13 protein-coding genes and 1 pseudogene are annotated in these 16,785 nt (G+C 65.2%); 12 read left to right on the top strand and 2 right to left on the bottom strand.

The genetic code is table 11. From position 1 onward, the window contains the following. The first annotated feature begins 216 nt into the window (after positions 1 to 216). The gene (locus G474_RS0114220; RefSeq protein WP_026687567.1) at positions 217 to 1,233 is read left to right on the top strand and encodes a Fe(3+) ABC transporter substrate-binding protein; all 1,017 of its coding nucleotides are present in this window, start codon (positions 217 to 219) and stop codon (positions 1,231 to 1,233) included. A 66-nt stretch (positions 1,234 to 1,299) separates the two neighbouring features. Here G474_RS0114220 and G474_RS0114215 read toward each other — a convergent pair whose 3' ends face one another. Beyond that, positions 1,300 to 2,931, bottom strand: coding sequence for an ABC transporter permease (locus G474_RS0114215; protein ID WP_026687566.1), 1,632 nt, complete (start codon positions 2,929 to 2,931; stop codon positions 1,300 to 1,302). Positions 2,932 to 2,990: 59 nt separating this feature from the next. On the opposite strand from G474_RS0114215, the gene G474_RS0114210 reads away from it, so the two are divergent. From G474_RS0114210 to scpC, 4 genes are all read left to right on the top strand, one after another. Next, complete coding sequence (locus G474_RS0114210) at positions 2,991 to 4,115, top strand: ABC transporter ATP-binding protein (protein ID WP_026687565.1); 1,125 nt, start codon at positions 2,991 to 2,993, stop codon at positions 4,113 to 4,115. 5 nt (positions 4,116 to 4,120) lie between these two features. Further along, a complete protein-coding gene (gene aat / locus G474_RS0114205; protein WP_026687564.1) occupies positions 4,121 to 4,840 on the top strand; it encodes a leucyl/phenylalanyl-tRNA--protein transferase in 720 nt (239 codons plus the stop codon). A gap of 45 nt (positions 4,841 to 4,885) precedes the next feature. Beyond that, positions 4,886 to 5,632: an arginyltransferase gene (locus G474_RS0114200; RefSeq protein WP_026687563.1), complete on the top strand. Its 747-nt coding sequence runs from the start codon at positions 4,886 to 4,888 to the stop codon at positions 5,630 to 5,632. A 266-nt stretch (positions 5,633 to 5,898) separates the two neighbouring features. Continuing rightward, on the top strand, positions 5,899 to 7,461 hold the full coding sequence (scpC, locus tag G474_RS0114195; RefSeq protein WP_026687562.1) for a succinyl-CoA:acetate CoA-transferase ScpC: 1,563 nt from the start codon (positions 5,899 to 5,901) through the stop codon (positions 7,459 to 7,461). A gap of 77 nt (positions 7,462 to 7,538) precedes the next feature. On the opposite strand, the gene G474_RS0114190 is transcribed toward scpC, so the two are convergent. Then, the gene (locus tag G474_RS0114190; RefSeq protein WP_026687561.1) at positions 7,539 to 8,276 is read right to left on the bottom strand and encodes a M15 family metallopeptidase; all 738 of its coding nucleotides are present in this window, start codon (positions 8,274 to 8,276) and stop codon (positions 7,539 to 7,541) included. A 177-nt stretch (positions 8,277 to 8,453) separates the two neighbouring features. Between G474_RS0114190 and G474_RS0114185 the strand changes: the two genes are divergently transcribed. From G474_RS0114185 to G474_RS23490, 7 genes and pseudogenes are all read left to right on the top strand, one after another. Then, on the top strand, positions 8,454 to 9,260 hold the full coding sequence (locus G474_RS0114185) for a polysaccharide deacetylase family protein (protein WP_043464551.1): 807 nt from the start codon (positions 8,454 to 8,456) through the stop codon (positions 9,258 to 9,260). A gap of 3 nt (positions 9,261 to 9,263) precedes the next feature. Next, positions 9,264 to 10,370 carry a glycosyltransferase family 4 protein gene (locus G474_RS0114180; RefSeq protein ID WP_026687559.1) on the top strand — a complete coding sequence of 369 codons (1,107 nt, stop codon included), beginning with the start codon at positions 9,264 to 9,266 and terminating at the stop codon, positions 10,368 to 10,370. Next, complete coding sequence (locus G474_RS0114175; RefSeq protein ID WP_026687558.1) at positions 10,367 to 11,746, top strand: MATE family efflux transporter; 1,380 nt, start codon at positions 10,367 to 10,369, stop codon at positions 11,744 to 11,746. Before G474_RS0114180 ends, G474_RS0114175 begins: the two co-directional genes overlap by 4 nt. Before the next feature lie 217 nt (positions 11,747 to 11,963). Further along, positions 11,964 to 14,858 (top strand): adenosylcobalamin-dependent ribonucleoside-diphosphate reductase, encoded by a 2,895-nt coding sequence (locus G474_RS0114170; RefSeq protein WP_026687557.1) that lies wholly within the window; start codon positions 11,964 to 11,966, stop codon positions 14,856 to 14,858. Positions 14,859 to 14,932: 74 nt separating this feature from the next. Continuing rightward, a pseudogene (locus tag G474_RS24595) lies at positions 14,933 to 15,319 on the top strand (transposase); the annotation flags it as partial. A 373-nt stretch (positions 15,320 to 15,692) separates the two neighbouring features. Further along, positions 15,693 to 16,253, top strand: coding sequence for a hypothetical protein (locus G474_RS23495; RefSeq protein ID WP_156919275.1), 561 nt, complete (start codon positions 15,693 to 15,695; stop codon positions 16,251 to 16,253). Between the two features lie 103 nt (positions 16,254 to 16,356). Then, complete coding sequence (locus G474_RS23490) at positions 16,357 to 16,683, top strand: hypothetical protein (RefSeq protein WP_156919274.1); 327 nt, start codon at positions 16,357 to 16,359, stop codon at positions 16,681 to 16,683. Positions 16,684 to 16,785 lie beyond the last annotated feature (102 nt).

Below are 16,785 nucleotides of genomic sequence, written 5' to 3'. Positions count from 1 at the left end.
GCCAGTATCCACGGCCCTGCAGGTGAGTGACTTCATCTTCCAGATCCTCGACAGCGTCAGGGACCCGGCCATCGTGCCCCTGGGTTCCAGCTTTCCTTCCCCGACGCTCTTTCCCCCTGGAACACGAGAGAATTTAGCAACCGTTATCATTTACTCAACAACCGAGTGCCGCTAGAATCATCCCGGTAATCCATCCACGATCCCACGGAGACCCTGATGAAGCCTCAAGCCGCATTGCTGACCGCCCTCCTCGCCTGCACCGCCATCGGCGCCCAGGCCCAGGAAAAAGTCCTCAATCTCTACTCTGCCCGCCACTATCAGACGGATGAGGCCCTGTACGCCAACTTCACCAAGCAGACCGGCATCAAGATCAACCGCATCGAAGGCAAGGAAGACGAATTGCTGGAGCGGATCCGGAATGAAGGCGCCAACAGCCCCGCCGACGTGCTCCTGACCGTGGATGCCGCCCGTCTCGCCGCTGCCCATGAACTGGGCCTGTTCGCCCCGGTCAAGTCCAAGCTGCTGGAAACCCGCATCCCCGCCTACCTGCGCACTGACGACTGGTTCTCCTTCTCCACCCGGGCCCGGGTGATCGTCTACAACAAGGCGGAAGTGAAGGCCGAGCAGGTACAGAATTACGAAGATCTGGCCAACCCGGCCCTGAAGGGCAAGTTCTGCTCCCGCTCCGGCTCCCATCCCTACAACCTCTCCCTGATGGCCGCGGTGATCGCCCATGACGGAGAACAGAAGGCCGAAAGCTGGGCCCGGGGCCTGGTGAGCAATTTCGCCCGCACGCCCAAGGGGGGCGACACCGACCAGATCAAGGCCGTGGCCGCCGGCGAGTGCGGCGTCGCCATCGCCAATTCCTACTACGTGGCCCGGCTGATGCGCTCCGACAAGGCCGAGGACAAGAAGGTCATGGAAAAGGTGGCCGTGGTCTGGCCGAACCAGAAGAGCAGCGGCACCCACATCAACGTCTCCGGCGGCGGCATGCTCAAGTACGCCCCCAACAAGGCGGCGGCCGTGAAATTCCTGGAATACCTGGCCAGCGACGAGGCCCAGCGCTACTTTGCCGATGGCAACAATGAATGGCCGGTGGTCGCCAGCGTCAAGGTGAAGAATCCCGCCCTGGAAGCCCTGGGCCCCTTCAAGGTGGATACCTTGCCGGTGGGCTCCCTGGCCATGTACCGGGCCAAGGCCCAGGTCATTTTCGACCGGGCCGGCTTCCGCTGATCCCGGCCCCAGGCCCTGCGCACCAGCCCCCGCCCCGGCGGGGGCTTTTTACTGGCGCGGAAAAACCTACTTCTTGCGGCTGTTGGCGATCTGCCGGGACAGGGCGATCAGGGGCAGAAGCCCCACGGCCACGATGGCCAGGGCGGCGGTGGAAGCCTCCGCCAGCCGCTCGTCGGAAGCCAGGGTATAGGTCTGGGTCGCCAGGGTGTCGAAGTTGAAGGGGCGCATCACCAGGGTCGCGGGCAGCTCCTTCATCACATCGACGAACACCAGCAGGGCGGCGGTAAACAGGCTGCCGCGCAGGATCGGCACATGTACCCGCCCCAGGGTGGCGGCCTGACCCAGCCCCAGGCTGCGGGCCGCATCGTCCATGCTGGGGGTGATCTTGCCCAGGCTGCTGTCCACCGTCTGCAGGGCCACGGCCAGGAAGCGCACCAGATACGCGTAGATCAGGGCGGCAATCCCCCCGGTGAAGATCAGCCCCGGGTTGCTGCCGAACCACTCGGTCCACAACCCCGCCAGCCAGGTATCCAGACGGGTGACGGGAATCAGCACCCCGACGGCAATCACTGCCCCGGGCACGGCATACCCCAGCCCCACCAGACGGTTCAAGCCCTGGGCCAGGATGGTCTTCGAGAGTCTGGCCCCGTAGGCCAGCAGCAGCGCCAGACAAACGGCCAGGCCGGCGGTCAGGCCCGCCAGGGTGAAACTGTTGCCCGCCAGGGTCAAAAAGCGGCTGCCGAACTGGGCATCCCCCTCCAGCAACGCCATACGCAACAGCAATCCAGCTGGCAGCAGGAAGCCCAGGAACAAAGGCAGGAGGCAGGCCAGGAAAGCCAGGAGCGCCCAGGCACCGTGCAAGCGCTGGCCGGGCATGGGCCGGTTGCGCCCGGTGGTGTTGTGATAACGGGCCCGGCCCCGGGAGCTCCGCTCCAGCAGCACCAGCAGGATCACGAAGCCGAGCAGCACGGCGGAGAGCTGGGCGGCGGCCGTGCGGTCCCCCAGAGAAAACCAGGCCCGGTAGATGCCGGTGGTAAAGGTATCCACGCCAAAATAGGCCACGGTGCCATAGTCAGCCAGGGTCTCCATCAGGGCCAGGGCGACCCCGGCGGCAATGGCCGGCCGGGCCAGGGGCAGGGAAATCCGGAAAAACGCCGGCCAGGGACCAACGCCCAGGGTGCGGGCCGCCTCCAGCATGCCGCTGGCCCGCTCCAGGAAGGCGTTACGGGCGAGCAGGTACACATAGGGATAGAGGACGAACACGAACATGCCCACCGCCCCCCCCAGGGTACGCACATCCGGGAACCAGTAATCGGCCCGGGTCCAGTCGAAGGTGTCTCGCAGCCAGGTCTGCACCGGTCCCACGAACTGCAGCAGGTCGGTATAGAGATAGGCCATCACGTAGGCGGGTACCGCCATGGGCAGCACCAGGGCCCATTCGAAAACGCGCCGACCGGGAAACTCGTGCATGGCCGTGAGCCAGGCGGTACTCACGCCCAGGAGCGCCGTTCCCAGGGTCACCCCGAGGCAGAGCAGCAGGGAATTGAGGACATAGTCTCCCAGCACCGTCTGGACCAGGTGGGACCAGGTATCGCCGGTGCCCCCCGCCAGCAGGTTGAGGCCGACACTGGCCACAGGCAGGGCCGCCAGGGCGGCTACCAGCAGGGAAAACAGCAGCAGGGGAGAAAAGTTGCGCATGGGTGAGCTCTCGTGGAGTTGGGAATTATAATCGACACCTCTACACAGGACCCCTGCCCATGGCTCATCTGGAAATCCACAATCTCGTACAACGCTACGGCGCCCACGTCGTCGTCCAGGATGTCAGCTTCCAGGTGGAAACTGGCCACATCGCCTGCCTGCTGGGCCCTTCTGGCTGCGGCAAGACCACCTTGCTGCGCTGCATCGCCGGTTTCGAGGAAGTGGCCGGCGGCGAAGTCCGGCTGGACGGAGTGAGCGTCAGCCGCCCGGGGTTCCGCCTGCCTCCCGAGCGGCGCAAGATCGGCATGGTGTTCCAGGATTACGCCCTGTTTCCCCACCTGACCGTGGACCAGAACGTCGCCTTCGGCCTGGGCCAGGCGTCTGCGGCCGAAAAGCAGGCCCGGGTGGAGCACCTGCTGGCCCTGGTGGGCCTCCAGGGCCAGGGCTACAAATATCCCCACGAACTGTCCGGCGGCCAGCAGCAACGGGTGGCCCTGGCCCGGGCCCTGGCGCCCCGGCCCCAGCTGATCCTGCTGGATGAGCCCTTTTCCAATCTGGACGTGGACCTGCGCGAACGGCTCTCCCTGGAAGTGCGCGACATCCTCAAGGAAGAAGGCTGCACCGCCATCCTGGTGACCCACGACCAGCACGAGGCCTTCGCCATGGCCGACGAGATCGGCATCGTCGCCGAAGGCCGGATCCAGCAGTGGGACAGCCCCTACAACCTCTATCACCAGCCAGCCAATCGTTTCGTGGCCGACTTCATCGGCCAGGGGGTGCTGGTCCCCGGGCGGGTGATCGGCGAACACCAGGTCAGGATCGACCTGGGCACCCTGAATTCCGTCAGCCCGGTGGAATGCAGCAAGGGCTGCGGCACCTGCAACGGCGCCCGGGCCGAACACCAATGCCAGGTGGACGTGCTGCTGCGTCCCGATGACGTGGTGCACGACGATGCCAGCAGCACCCGGGCCCGGGTGTTGAACAAGGCCTTCCGGGGTGCCGACATCCTGTACACCCTGGAGCTGACCGGCGGTACCCGGGTCCTGTCCCTGGTGCCCAGCCACCACAACCACGCCCTGGGAGAGGAAATCGGCATCCGCCTGGACGTGGATCACGTGGTGGCCTTCAGGTCCCATCAGCCCGCGGACCTGCCGGCCAGCCGGATTCCCAACCTGGCCCGCTGAGCGCCATGATCCCCTGGCTGGAAGGAGATGCCCCCTTCCCTCCTCTGGAGCAGGCCCTGGAGGAGCCCAACGGGCTCCTGGCCGCCGGGGGCGAACTGTCCGCCCCGCGCCTGCTGCGCGCCTACCGCCAGGGCATCTTCCCCTGGTTTTCCGAACATCAGCCCGTGCTGTGGTGGAGCCCGGACCCGCGCATGGTCCTGTTCCCGGAAGAATTCCGCCTCACCCGCTCACTGCTGAAAACCCTGCGCAATGCGGATTATCAGGTGCGTCTGGACAGCGCCTTCCACCAGGTGATCGCCGCCTGCGCCCAGACGCCGCGGCCCGGCCAGGACGGCACCTGGATCACGGCTGAAATCCGCCACGCCTACGGCGCCCTGCATGAACTCGGCCTGGCCCATTCGGTCGAAACCTGGGTGGAGGGCGAGCTGGTAGGCGGCCTCTATGGCGTTGCCCTGGGCCGCATGTTCTACGGAGAATCCATGTTTGCCCGGCGCCGCGATGCCTCCAAGATCGCTTTCGCCCACCTGGTCCGTTACCTGCGGCAGGAAGGATTTGCCATGATCGACTGTCAGATGAAGACCGGACACCTGGCCTCCCTGGGGGCCCGGGAAATCCCCCGCCGGGACTTCATCGCCCGATTGCAGGAACTGATCGCCCTCCCACCCCGCTCCGGCGGCCGGGGCCCCTGGCAGTCCGATGGGGCCTGCGGCAGCTGGAAGGTCTAGAATGACGAGCCGGATTCCACCGGCCACCACCAGGCGCTCCAGCACATGTCCTCCCTGAACGATTCCCGCCTGCCCTTCTCCCTGTTGCAGTTCTATGCAACCTCCACCTATCCCTGCAGTTATCTGGGGGACCGGGAGGCCCGCTCCCAGGTGGCGACCCCGGCCCACCTGATCGACACCCCGGTCTACAGCCAGCTGATCCGCGCCGGCTTCCGCCGCAGCGGCCTGTTCACCTACCGGCCCTGGTGCGACAACTGCCGGGCCTGCGTGCCGGTGCGCCTGCCCGTGGATCGCCTGGAACTCTCCCGCAGTCAGCGCCGGGCCCTGAAACGCCATGGCAACCTGACGGTGCGGGAACTGCCCCTGCTGCACAACGAACAGCACTACGAGCTCTATGCCCGCTACCAGTCCCGGCGCCACCCGGGGGGCGGCATGGATGAGGACAGCCGGGAGCAGTACGCCCAGTTCCTGCTGGAAAGCCAGGTGGACACCCGCCTGATCGAGTTTTCCGAAGGCGAGCGGGTGTGCATGGTGAGCATCATCGACGTGCTGGATGACGGCATTTCCTCGGTCTACACCTTCTTCGACCCGGACGCCCCGGGCACCGCCTACGGCACCTTCAACATCCTCTGGCAGGCCCACCTGTGCCAGCGCCTGAACCTGCCCTACCTCTACCTGGGCTACTGGATCAAGGAAAGCGGCAAGATGGCCTACAAATCCAGATTCCGCCCCATCCAGGGCTACCTGGACGGCATCTGGCGGGACCTGGCCAGCAGCGAACTGGCTGGCTGACCCTTCCACACCCCGCTCCGGGCCCCGGCAGGATTTTCCTGGCCGGGGCCTTGTCATTGTTTACGCTCAGTCTTCATCCCTGGGTTAGAATGCGCGCCGCAATTTAATAAAATTGCAAAGCAGGCCTGCAACCCGGTTTTAAAATTTCCGCAAGTCACTGAAAAACATTGGCTTGATTGGAATAACAAAATTAAACATAACGTAATCGCAGACGGGCGCAGGAATCGGTCAGACCGGCCATTCTTCAATCAATCTGGAAACGCCCCATGTCCCACGACACCCGAGTCCTCAATCCACAACTTCGCAGCAAGATCATGTCGGCCGAAGAGGCCGCCGCCCTCATCCAGTCCGGCATGAACGTCGGCATGAGCGGCTTCACTGGCGCCGGCTATCCCAAGGTGGTGCCCGCCGCCCTGGCCAAGCGCATCATGGACGCCAACTTGCACGGTCAGAAGTTCAAGATCGGCGTCTGGACCGGCGCCTCCACCGCCCCCGAACTGGACGGCGCCCTGGCCATGGTGGACGGCGTGGAAATGCGTCTGCCCTACCAGTCCGACCCCACCTGCCGCAAGCGCATCAACGCCGGCGAGATGGAATACATCGACATCCACCTGTCCCACGTGTCCCAGTTCGTCTGGGGCGGCTTCCTGGGCAAGCTCGACGTGGCCGTGGTGGAAGTGGCCGGCATCACCGAAGACGGCAAGCTGATCCCGTCCTCCTCCGTCGGCAACAACAAGACCTGGCTGGACCAGGCCGACAAGATCATCCTGGAAGTGAACACCTGGCAGAGCCTGGACCTGGAAGGGATGCACGACATCTATTACGGCACTGCCCTGCCGCCCCACCGCAAGCCCATCCCCATCATCCGCACCCAAGACCGCATCGGCCAGCCTTACTTCAACGTCGATCCCAACAAGATCATCGCCATCGTTGAAACCAACAAGCCGGACCGCAACTCCGCCTTCACCCCGCCGGACGCCAACTCCAAGCTGATCGCCGGCCACATCCTGGACTTCCTCCAGCATGAAGTGAAGATGGGCCGACTGCCGGCCAACCTGCTGCCCCTGCAATCGGGCGTCGGCAACGTGGCCAATGCCGTGATGGCCGGCTTGAAGGACGGTCCCTTCGAGAACCTCACCGCCTACACCGAAGTGCTGCAGGACGGCATGCTGGAACTGCTGAAGTGCGGCAAGATGACCTGTGCTTCCGCCACCTCCTTCTCCCTCTCCCCCGAGGCCCTGGCCGATCTCACCGCCAACCTGAAGGACTTCAAGGACAAGATCATCCTGCGGCCCCAGGAAATCTCCAACCATCCGGAAGTGATCCGCCGCCTGGGCGTCATCGCCATGAACGGGCTCATCGAAGCCGACATCTACGGCAACGTGAACTCCACCCACATCATGGGCACCTCCATCATGAACGGCATCGGCGGCTCCGGCGACTTCGCCCGCAACGCCTTCATCTCCATGTTCATGACCCCCTCCAGCGCCAAGGGCGGCACCATCTCCTGCATCGTGCCCATGGTCTCCCACGTGGACCACACCGAGCACGACGTGCAGGTGATCGTCACCGAACAGGGCCTGGCCGACCTGCGCGGCCTGGCCCCCAAGGCCCGGGCCAAGACCGTGATCGAGAAGTGCGCCCACCCCAACTTCAAGCCCGCCCTGCAGGAATACTACGAGCGGGCCCTGCGCTACTCCCCCGGCCGCCACACCCCGCACCTGCTGGACGAGGCCTACACCTTCCTGCCCAACTGGGTGGCCAACAAGGCTGCCCGGGAAGCCTGGCGCGACGACGCCCTGGTCCAGGCCGACGCCTGGAAGAAGTAAGACTTACGGCCTCCGGGTCTCAAGCCGGTTCCCGCGGGAACCGGCTTTTTGTTTGGGGCCGGGTTGTGCAGCCAGGATCAGGGCCGGGGCAGGAAATCGAAATAGCGGTCCGGATAGGGCTCCCGGGCCAGGGTGAAATGCCACCACTCCTGATCGTAGGGTTTGAAGCCGTGCCGCAGCATCAAAGCCTGGAGCAGGGCCCGGTGGGCCCGCTGCCCGGCATTGGGGACCCCGCTCGTGGGCCAGGACTCGGGTCCGAAGAAGTCGAACCCGGAGCCCATGTCCAGCTCCCGGCCCGGCACCCCCTCGGGGGAAAGCTCCACCAGGGTGAGATCCACGGTGCTGCCCCGGCTGTGGCCGGAGCGGTCGGCGATATAGCCCTCCACGAACAGGCGCGACTTGTCTACCCGGGGATAGTAGCGGGCCTGCATGCGCACATCCTGGAGATCCCGGGCCCAGCGCACGAAGTGATCCACCGCCCGCTGGGGCCGGTAGGCGTCAAAAACCTTGAGCCCCAGGCCGAAGGGAGCCAGGTCCTGCTGCACCCGGGCCAGGGCCTCGGCGGCCGCCCGGGTGAGCATGGGTCTGGCCCCCTGGTAGCCGTCTACGGGCTGACCGAGGAAATTGTCCGCCCCCTGGTAACGCAGATCCACCACCAGCCCGGGGATCAGGGCCTCGAGGAAAACAAAGTCCCCGGGCAGCTCCACCTGGACCGGGGAGGACGGCGGTTCGGAAGATACGCCCTCCTGGGCCCAGGCCGGCAAGGCCAGACAGGAGAGCAGCAGGCAGACAGGCAAGAGGTTCCGGTAACCCATGGGGCGCTCCAGCAAGTAAGAAAAGTCTCCCGCGCCAGCAGTACGCGGCAGGGCCCCGCCATCTTCACACAGAAATGCCACAGATATCCGCCATCCAGCGCCTTTGCCGGCCTGCCGGGTTTGCCTGACCCGGGGCCCAAACGGTATCCTCTCGCCCTTCCCCACCGCCCGCCGGCCATGTCCGTCCCGATCCTGCCCATCCTGATGTATCACCACGTAAGCCCGAATCCGGGCCTGGTGACCCTCTCCCCGGCCGCTTTCCGGGAACAGATGGCTTGGCTCGCCCGCTCCGGCTGGCACACCCCCGGCGCCCGGGAAATCGAGGCCTTCCACCAGGGCCAGCCGCTGCCCCGGAAAAGCGTGGTGATCACCTTCGACGACGGCTACCTGGACAACTGGGTCCATGCCCAGCCGGTGCTGGCGGAATTCCAGCTCAAGGCCCTGCTCTTCATCAGCACCGACTGGATAGGCTCCGGCCCCCTGCGCCAGGGTCCCCAGGAATGTCCGGACCACCGCAGCTGCAAGGCCCGGATTGCCGCCGGAGACCGGGACGGGGTGATGCTGCGCTGGGCCGAGGTGGAAGCCATGGCCGCAGCCGGCACCTTTGAATTCCACAGCCACACCCACACCCATACCCGCTGGGACAGGCAACTGCCGCCGGGAAGCGCCCGCCAGGAGGCCCTGGCCGCCGACCTGGCCCGCTCCCGGGAAATCCTGGTCCAGCGCCTGGGCAGCTGCAGCCGCCACCTGTGCTGGCCCCAGGGGTATTACGACCCGGACTACGTGGCCACGGCCCAGTCCCAGGGCTTCGACCACCTGTACACCACCGAAAGGCGCCTCAACGCCGCCGACCAGCCGCCCCTGAGGCTGGGCCGCATCAGCACCAAGGAGCGGGAAGACAGCGGCTGGCTGAAGCGGCGCTTGTTCGTATACGGCCAGCCCCTGCTCTCCCGACTTTACATGCGCCTCCAGGGCGACCGCTGAATCATGACCGGAACCTCCCTCCACGTCCTGCACACCGAATCTTCTCCCTCCCTGGGCGGACAGGAGCTGCGCATCGTCCTGGAAATGGAGGCCCTGGCCGCCCGGGGCATAAATTCGGTCCTGGCGGCCCGCCCCGGCACCCCCATCGTCGCCGAAGCCCGGCAGCGGGGCCTGACCACCTACGAGGTGCCGCTGCGCTTCAACCTGGACCCGGCCAGCATGTGGCAGCTGGGCCGCATCATGAGGCGGCACCGGATCGATGTGCTCAACGCCCACAACTCCAAGGACGGCTGGTGCGCGGCCCCGGTGGCCCGGCTCCTGGGCGTTCCCGTGATCCGCGCCCGGCACATCGCCAATCCCATCCGCGACTGCCGCAGCAGCAAGCTCATCTACGGCCCCCTGTGCGACGCGGTGATGACCACCGGCGAGGGCATCAAGGCCGGGCTGGTGCGGCGCGGCATCCCGGCGCGCAAGATCGTCTCGGTACCCACAGGCATCCGCATGGAAAGCTTCATCGCCGCCCGCCCCGGCAGCCTGCGCCAGGACCTGGGCATTCCCCCGGAAGTCCCCCTGGTGGGCCAGGTGGCGGTGCTGCGCGGCGACCGGGGCCCGGACATCTTCGCCCGGGCGGCCCAGATCGCCATCGAACAAGGCAGCGACGCCTGGTTCGTGCTGGTGGGTGACGGCCCGGCCCGGACCAAGGTGGAAAGGGTGCTGGCTGAAGGGGGCCACGGGGACCGGATCAAGCTGGCGGGCTTTCGCCGCGACATTCCCCAGGTGCTGGCCGACCTGCGCCTGTTCGTCCTGGCCTCCACCATCTCCGAAGGCGTGGCCCAGGGGGTCCTGCAGGCCCACTCGGCCAGCGTGCCGGTGATCGCCACCCACCAGACCGGCCTGGATGAAGTGGCCATCGCCGACCAGACCGCCCGCTGCGTCCCGTCCCGGGACCCCCAGGCCCTGGCCGAGGCCATCCTGGACCTGCTCGCCCGGCCGGAGGAAGCCCTGCGCCTGGCCACAGCGGGCCATGCCCTGGTGCGGGACGGCTACACCCTGGAACACATGCTGGACAAGATGGAGGCCCTGTACCGGGGCCTGGTGGAGCCCGCTTGAGCGCTTCCGGCAGCACCCCTTCCGCAATTCCCCGCAGCATCGACCTGGCCCGGCGCATCCTTGCCCTGGCCTGGCCGGTGCTGGTGGCCCAGCTGGCTTCCATCGGCATGATGGTGGCCGACACCCTGATCGTCGGCCGCCACTCCACCGAACACCTGGCCGCCGTAGCCGTGGGCGCCGGCATCTACGTCACCCTGATGCTGGGCCTGGCCGGCGTGGTCCAGGCCCTGGGCCCCATCATCGGCCACCATTACGGCGCCGGCCGGCACCAGGAAATCGGCCCGGAAATGCGCCAGGGCCTGTGGCTGGTGCTGTTCCTCTCCCTGGGCGGCATGGCCCTGCTGGCCTTTCCCCACCCCCTGCTGGCACCGGCCCGGCTGACCCCGGAGGTGGAAAGCATCGCCGCCACCTACCTGCAGTTGCTGGCCCTGTCCCTGCCCGCCTCCCTGGGCTACCGGGCTTTTCACGCGGCGGCCAACGCCCTGGGCCACCCCCGCCCCCTGATGTACATCGCCCTGGTGGAAACCCTGGCCCACGCGCTCCTGGCCTGGGCCCTGGTGGGCGGCCACCTGGGCCTGCCCGGCCTGGGCGCCCTGGGGGCCGCCATTTCCCAGATCATCGTCACCTGGTGCGCCATGGGGCTGGGTTTCTGGCTCATGGCCCGGCAGGCTCCGTTCGCCCCGTTTCAGGTATTCGCCCGGTTCCAGGGGCCCCGCTGGACGGCCCAGAAGGCGCTGCTGCGCCTGGGGCTGCCCATGGGATTCTCCTACCTGGTGGAAATCAGCGCCTTCACCCTGATGGCCATCTTCATCGCCCGCCTGGGGCCCGAGGTGGTGGGCGGCCACCGGATCGCTGCCAACCTCTCCGCCCTCACCTACATGCTGCCCCTTTCCCTGGCCCTGGCCACCGCGGCCCAGGTGGCCCAGGCCGCTGGCGCCGGGCGCGAGGCCCTGGCCTGGGCCACCGCCCGCGCCGGCATCCTGCTGGCCTCGGGCCTGGCTCTGGGGGTCGCCCTGCTGCTCTGGTGGCTGCACCAGTCCATCGCCGGCCTGGCTACCGATGATCCCCGGGTGGCCGGCATCGCCGCCGGATTGATCCTGTACATCGCCGTGTACCAGTTCTTCGATGCGGCCCAGACCATCGCCGGCTTCTCCCTGAGGGCCTACAAGGTCAGTTTCCTGCCCCTGCTGATCCACCTGACCTGCTTCTGGGGCCTGGGCCTGGGTCTGGGCTACTGGCTCGCCTTCCATGCGCCGGAGCCCCAGGGGGCGGCCGGTTTCTGGCAAGCCGCCGTGGTGTCCACCGTCACCGCTTCGGTGCTGCTGGGGGGCTTGCTGCTCTGGGTCGTGGCCCGGCGGCGAAGCTCCCGCGCCTGATTCCCCCCGCCCTCTTTTTTGCCGGTGCTTTTCCGCCGGCCAGCGCCCGTGAACGGCCCCCGGCGCCGCGCCCCGCCTGGCTCGTGCCGGCCTTGTGAGCGCGGAACCCCAGACCCCACATTTAGTCAACACGTTGCACAGCACCACTACATGTAGTAGCTTTACGCCCCATTACAAAAATAACCCACTAGACAAACCGTCCTACCAGGAGTGCTGAATGAGCCAGGCCGCCGAACAACTTTCCCTTGCTGAAATTCCCGCCGCACCCGAGATTGCCCCCCTGCCCGAGCAGGAGATCTCCACCGAGGTGCTGATCGAAAAATACGCGAAAGGCAAGGAAACCAGCGTTCATGACGTGCGCCGGCGCGTCGCCCACGCCCTGGCCGCCATGGAGCAGGAAAAGGAACGGGGCCACTGGGAAGCCCGCTTCCTCTGGGCTCAGGAAAACGGCTTCGTGCCCGCCGGGCGGATCAACTCCGCCGCCGGCACCGACCTCCAGGCCACCCTGATCAACTGCTTCGTGCAGCCCGTGGGCGACTCCATCGTCGAAGTCACCGACGGCCGCCCCGGCATCTACACCGCGCTCGCCCAGGCCGCCGAAACCATGCGCCGGGGCGGCGGCGTCGGTTATGACTTCTCCAGCATCCGTCCGGTGGGCGCCCAGGTGAAGGGCACCCAGTCCCGGGCCTCCGGCCCCGTCTCCTACATGCGCGTCTTCGACCGCTCCTGCGAGACCGTGGAATCCGCCGGCGCCCGCCGGGGCGCCCAGATGGGCGTGCTGCGCTGCGACCATCCGGACATCGAGGACTTCATCCACGCCAAGGACCAGGGTGACCTGACCAATTTCAACATCTCCATCGGCGTCACCGACCCCTTCATGCAGGCCGTGGAAGCCGACGGCATGGTGGAACTCACCCATCGCGCCGAACCCAACGCCGACATGCGCAGCGCCGGCGCCTACCAGCGCGAGGACGGCCTGTGGGTGTACCGCAAGGTGCGCGCCCGGGACCTGTGGGACCAGGTGATGAAATCCACCTACGACCACGCCGAGCCGGGCATCCTGTTCCTGGACCGGATGAACAAGGACAACAACCTCAACTACTGCGAAGTGATCGAGGCCACCAACCCCTGCGCCGAACAGCCCCTGCCCCCCTACGGCTGCTGCTGCCTGGGCTCCATCAACCTGACCCTGTTCGTGCGCCACCCCTTCTCCGAGCAGGCCGAGTTCGACTTCGACGCCTTCGCCGAAGTCTGCCGGGTCTCCACCCGCATGCTCGACAACGTCCTGGACGCCACCCACTGGCCCCTGCAGCAGCAGAAGGAAGAAGCCGCCAACAAGCGCCGGGTCGGCCTGGGCTTCACCGGCCTGGGTGATGCCCTGACCATGCTGCGCCTGCGCTATGACCGCCCCGAAGCCCGGGCCATGGCCACCCGCATCTCCGAGCACATGCGCGACACCGCCTACCTGTACTCCGTGGAACTGGCCAAGGAGCGCGGCGCCTTCCCCCTCTTCAATGCCGAGCTCTACCTCTCCGGCGGCAACTTCGCCTCCCGCCTGCCCAATGCCGTCAAGGCCGAGATCCGCAAGCACGGTCTGCGCAATTCCCACCTGCTCTCCATCGCCCCCACCGGCACCATTTCCCTGGCCTTCGCCGACAACGCCTCGAACGGTATCGAGCCGCCCTTCTCCTGGACCTACAACCGCAAGAAGCGCATGCCCGACGGCACCCTGAAGGAATACTCGGTGGAAGACTACGCCTGGCGCCTCTACAAGCACCTGGGCGGCGACGTCAGCAAGCTGCCCGACTACTTCGTCACCGCCCTGGAAATCTCCGCCGCCGCCCACAAGGACATGGTGGCCGCCGTAGCCCCCTGCATCGATACGGCCATCTCCAAGACCGTGAACGTGCCGGCCGACTACCCCTACGAGGACTTCCAGAACCTCTACATGGACGCCTGGAAATCCGGCCTCAAGGGGCTGGCCACCTACCGGCCCAACAGCATCCTGGGCTCCGTGCTCTCCGTCGAACCGAGCAAGACCGAAACCGCCGACGACAGCGCCAAGTCCCCCCAGGACTTCGTCAGCGACGCCAACCGCCGCCTCTCCATCAAGCACCTGCCCGCCCCGGTGCTCTCCAGCCTGCGCTGGCCGGGCCGCCCCAACCTGCCCGAAGGCAACATGTGCTGGACCTACATGGTGGACTCCCCGATCGGCAAGTTCGCCCTGTTCGTCGGCCACGTGGAACCTGAAGGCCGGGCCTGGCCCTTTGAAGTCTGGGCCAATGGCCCCGCCGAACCCCGGGGCCTGGGCGCTGTCGCCAAGACCCTGTCCATGGACATGCGCGCCAACGACCACGGCTGGCTGCAGATGAAGCTGGAAGCCCTGGCCCGTACCCCCGGTGACGCCTTCGAAATGCCCATGCCGCCCCACGGCGAAAGAAAGCGCATGCCCTCCGTGGTCTCCGCCATGGCCCAGGTGATCCAGTGGCGCTGCGAGCAGCTGGGCGCCTTCAAGCACGAAGGCCCCACCCCGGTGAAGGACGCCCTGTTCAGCGCCAAGGAGCCCAAGACCGGCACCGACGGCACCCTGTCCTGGACCGTGGACGTCAACAACCCCTCCACCAACGAGGACTTCGTCCTGGGCCTGAAGGAAATCACCCTGCCCGACGGGGTCACCCGCCCCTACTCCATGTGGCTGGCCGGCAACTACCCGCGCGCCCTGGACGGCCTGTGCAAGCTCCTGTCCCTGGACATGCGCGTCCTCGACCCGGCCTGGATCGGCATGAAGCTCCGGAAACTGCTGGACTACTCCGAGCCCCTGGGTGATTTCATGGCCTTCACCCCCGGCTCCCGCAAGCAGCAGACCTACCCCTCCACGGTGGCCTACATCGCCCAGCTGATCATTCACCGCTACGCCATGCTCGGCGTCCTGGACGAATCCGGCTTCCCCCTGCAGCAGATGGGCATCCTCGAAGCCCCGGAAGACTCCACCAGCAACAAGGTGCTGCCCACCGTCGGCAAGCTCTGCAGTGAATGCGGCAACCACACCATGATCAGGAAAGACGGCTGCGACTTCTGCACCGCCTGCGGCGCCGTGGGCACCTGCGGCTGAGCGGTAGTTTTAGCCCCGGAAACGAAAAAGCCCCTGGAACGATTCAGGGGCTTTTTTAATTGGGTCGTGGGGAAGCTTTCGGCCGGGAGCACATCGTCGGCATCGCCCACGAGCAGGTAGCTTTCCGGGTACGGGCGGATAGCGGGGGCAAGAAGCGCGTGCTGCGTCTAGCGGGAAGCGAGTTCATCGCCCGCTTCCTGTTGCATGTGCTGCCCAGTGGTTTCAAGCGCATCCGGCACTATGGCCTGCTCTCGCCGGCGAGAAAGAAAGTCGGGCTGGCGGCAGCGCGCTCGGCCCTGGCCGTGCCGCCGCCGGAACCGGCGATCATCGAATCGGTGACGGCATTCCTGCATCGGGTGGCTCGCTTTGCGTCGATGTGCTGTCCGCACTGCGGCGGGCAGTTTCGGGTTACCGCCACGCTGCTGCCGCAGCGCGGGGCAACGGCCCGAGGATCGCCATGAGACGCTGCATCAAGCCCCTGCTGACGGTTTCTCCAACGGATGGTCAGACCATTCTCGGAAGGCTTCGCCCTGCGGCCTACCCAGTGATTCCCGAGCAGCTACGCAAGCATGATCGAGCCGGTTTGCTTCTCCCGAATCCTCTCTCCGCAATGCCTGGCGCGCACCAATCCACCGCCTTGTTTCATGCCATGCGATTGACTTCGGAAAAGCCCGCCTTACAATCCCCATAACCATCGCCCGTCCGGCGGTCCAGTCCAACGAGGTTTATCCGCCGATATGACTTCATCCCTTCTTCAAACTCGTCCGCGTCGGCGGATAAACGCTATTCGTTCAGGCACGACGTAGCCCATCAACGAGGACATGCTCAGAGATCATGTTGAGACTGCTCACCATTCTTGTTTTTCTCACGCACTCAGTGATTTCTTATGCTTCTCTACCGTCGGTCTCGTCTGACTGGTTGTATACCCGATCGGATCTAATTGTTGTCGGGAAATTGACGGGAACAACTACGATTACTCCTAGTGGAAAAGCAGCAGCCGTCATGAAGGTGTTCTTCTCGATCAAAGGATCGAATACTTCGGAAGTTCTTGTGTGCGATGACGACAGTAGTCAGGAAGGATTGCACGTCACCAAAGGCGCAACCGATACGACTCTCGAACCAAAACGAATTTACTATCTAAAGAAAATCGAGGGGTGTTATATCGGGACTTTTGGTTACAAATCGTACATAAATTTCTACGGCGAGAATAACTGTATCTATACCGCGTTAGCATATCAGACAGAGCGGCATGAGAAAGATTTCGAACCTCTTGAAACGTTTATTGAGAAGCTCACCGGAGTTCATCCAGTTCTACCTAGTTTCTTAACGAGCAGGCCAGGTGAATGTGATGGAAAGATTGAGGAAATAAAGCCCGCCAATGATTGCAAGCCATAGCACCCATTTGCTGCCTAACCCGGCGCTCAACCCCGTTCGCTTCGCTCTCTGGACGCTGCGCGATAGAGCTGCGCAGCGCCGGTTAGCTCTACGTTAGCCCCCAATGGCAAAAACCCGTCGTGACCGCGACTTCTTCAAACTGCGGAAGCTTGCGAAGAAGATGACCGAAATGCTTCCGCAGATTTCGAACGCCGCTGAGATCTCAATTATTAATTCGGCTATGACTGCGCCGGAATACGCCGCTCTCGATGCAAAGTTCAATGGTTTGTGGTCCAAGTACGGCAAGAAATCAATGGTTATGGACAGAAGGCGGCGCGTATCAACAAGACATGCCAATCAACAAGGGCAACTCGCTGAAGGCCGCGCGAAAAAGCGCAGTGAAAAGCAAAAAGCACTCATGTCTATAAAGGCAGAGCTAAATGAAAAATAGGCTGTGGTCTAACATTCCTATATGGACTCCCCCGGAAATCAAGGAAACTGAACGATAGGTTTGGCAGCTGGAAAGCGCATGCAGTCGTATATCCGGCATCTG

The organism is Azovibrio restrictus DSM 23866 (genome assembly GCF_000429665.1).
GTDB classification, from domain to species: Bacteria; Pseudomonadota; Gammaproteobacteria; order Burkholderiales; family Rhodocyclaceae; genus Azovibrio; species Azovibrio restrictus.
Note: the sequence above shows the minus strand (reverse complement) of the source record. Positions and strands in the feature narration are given on the sequence as shown.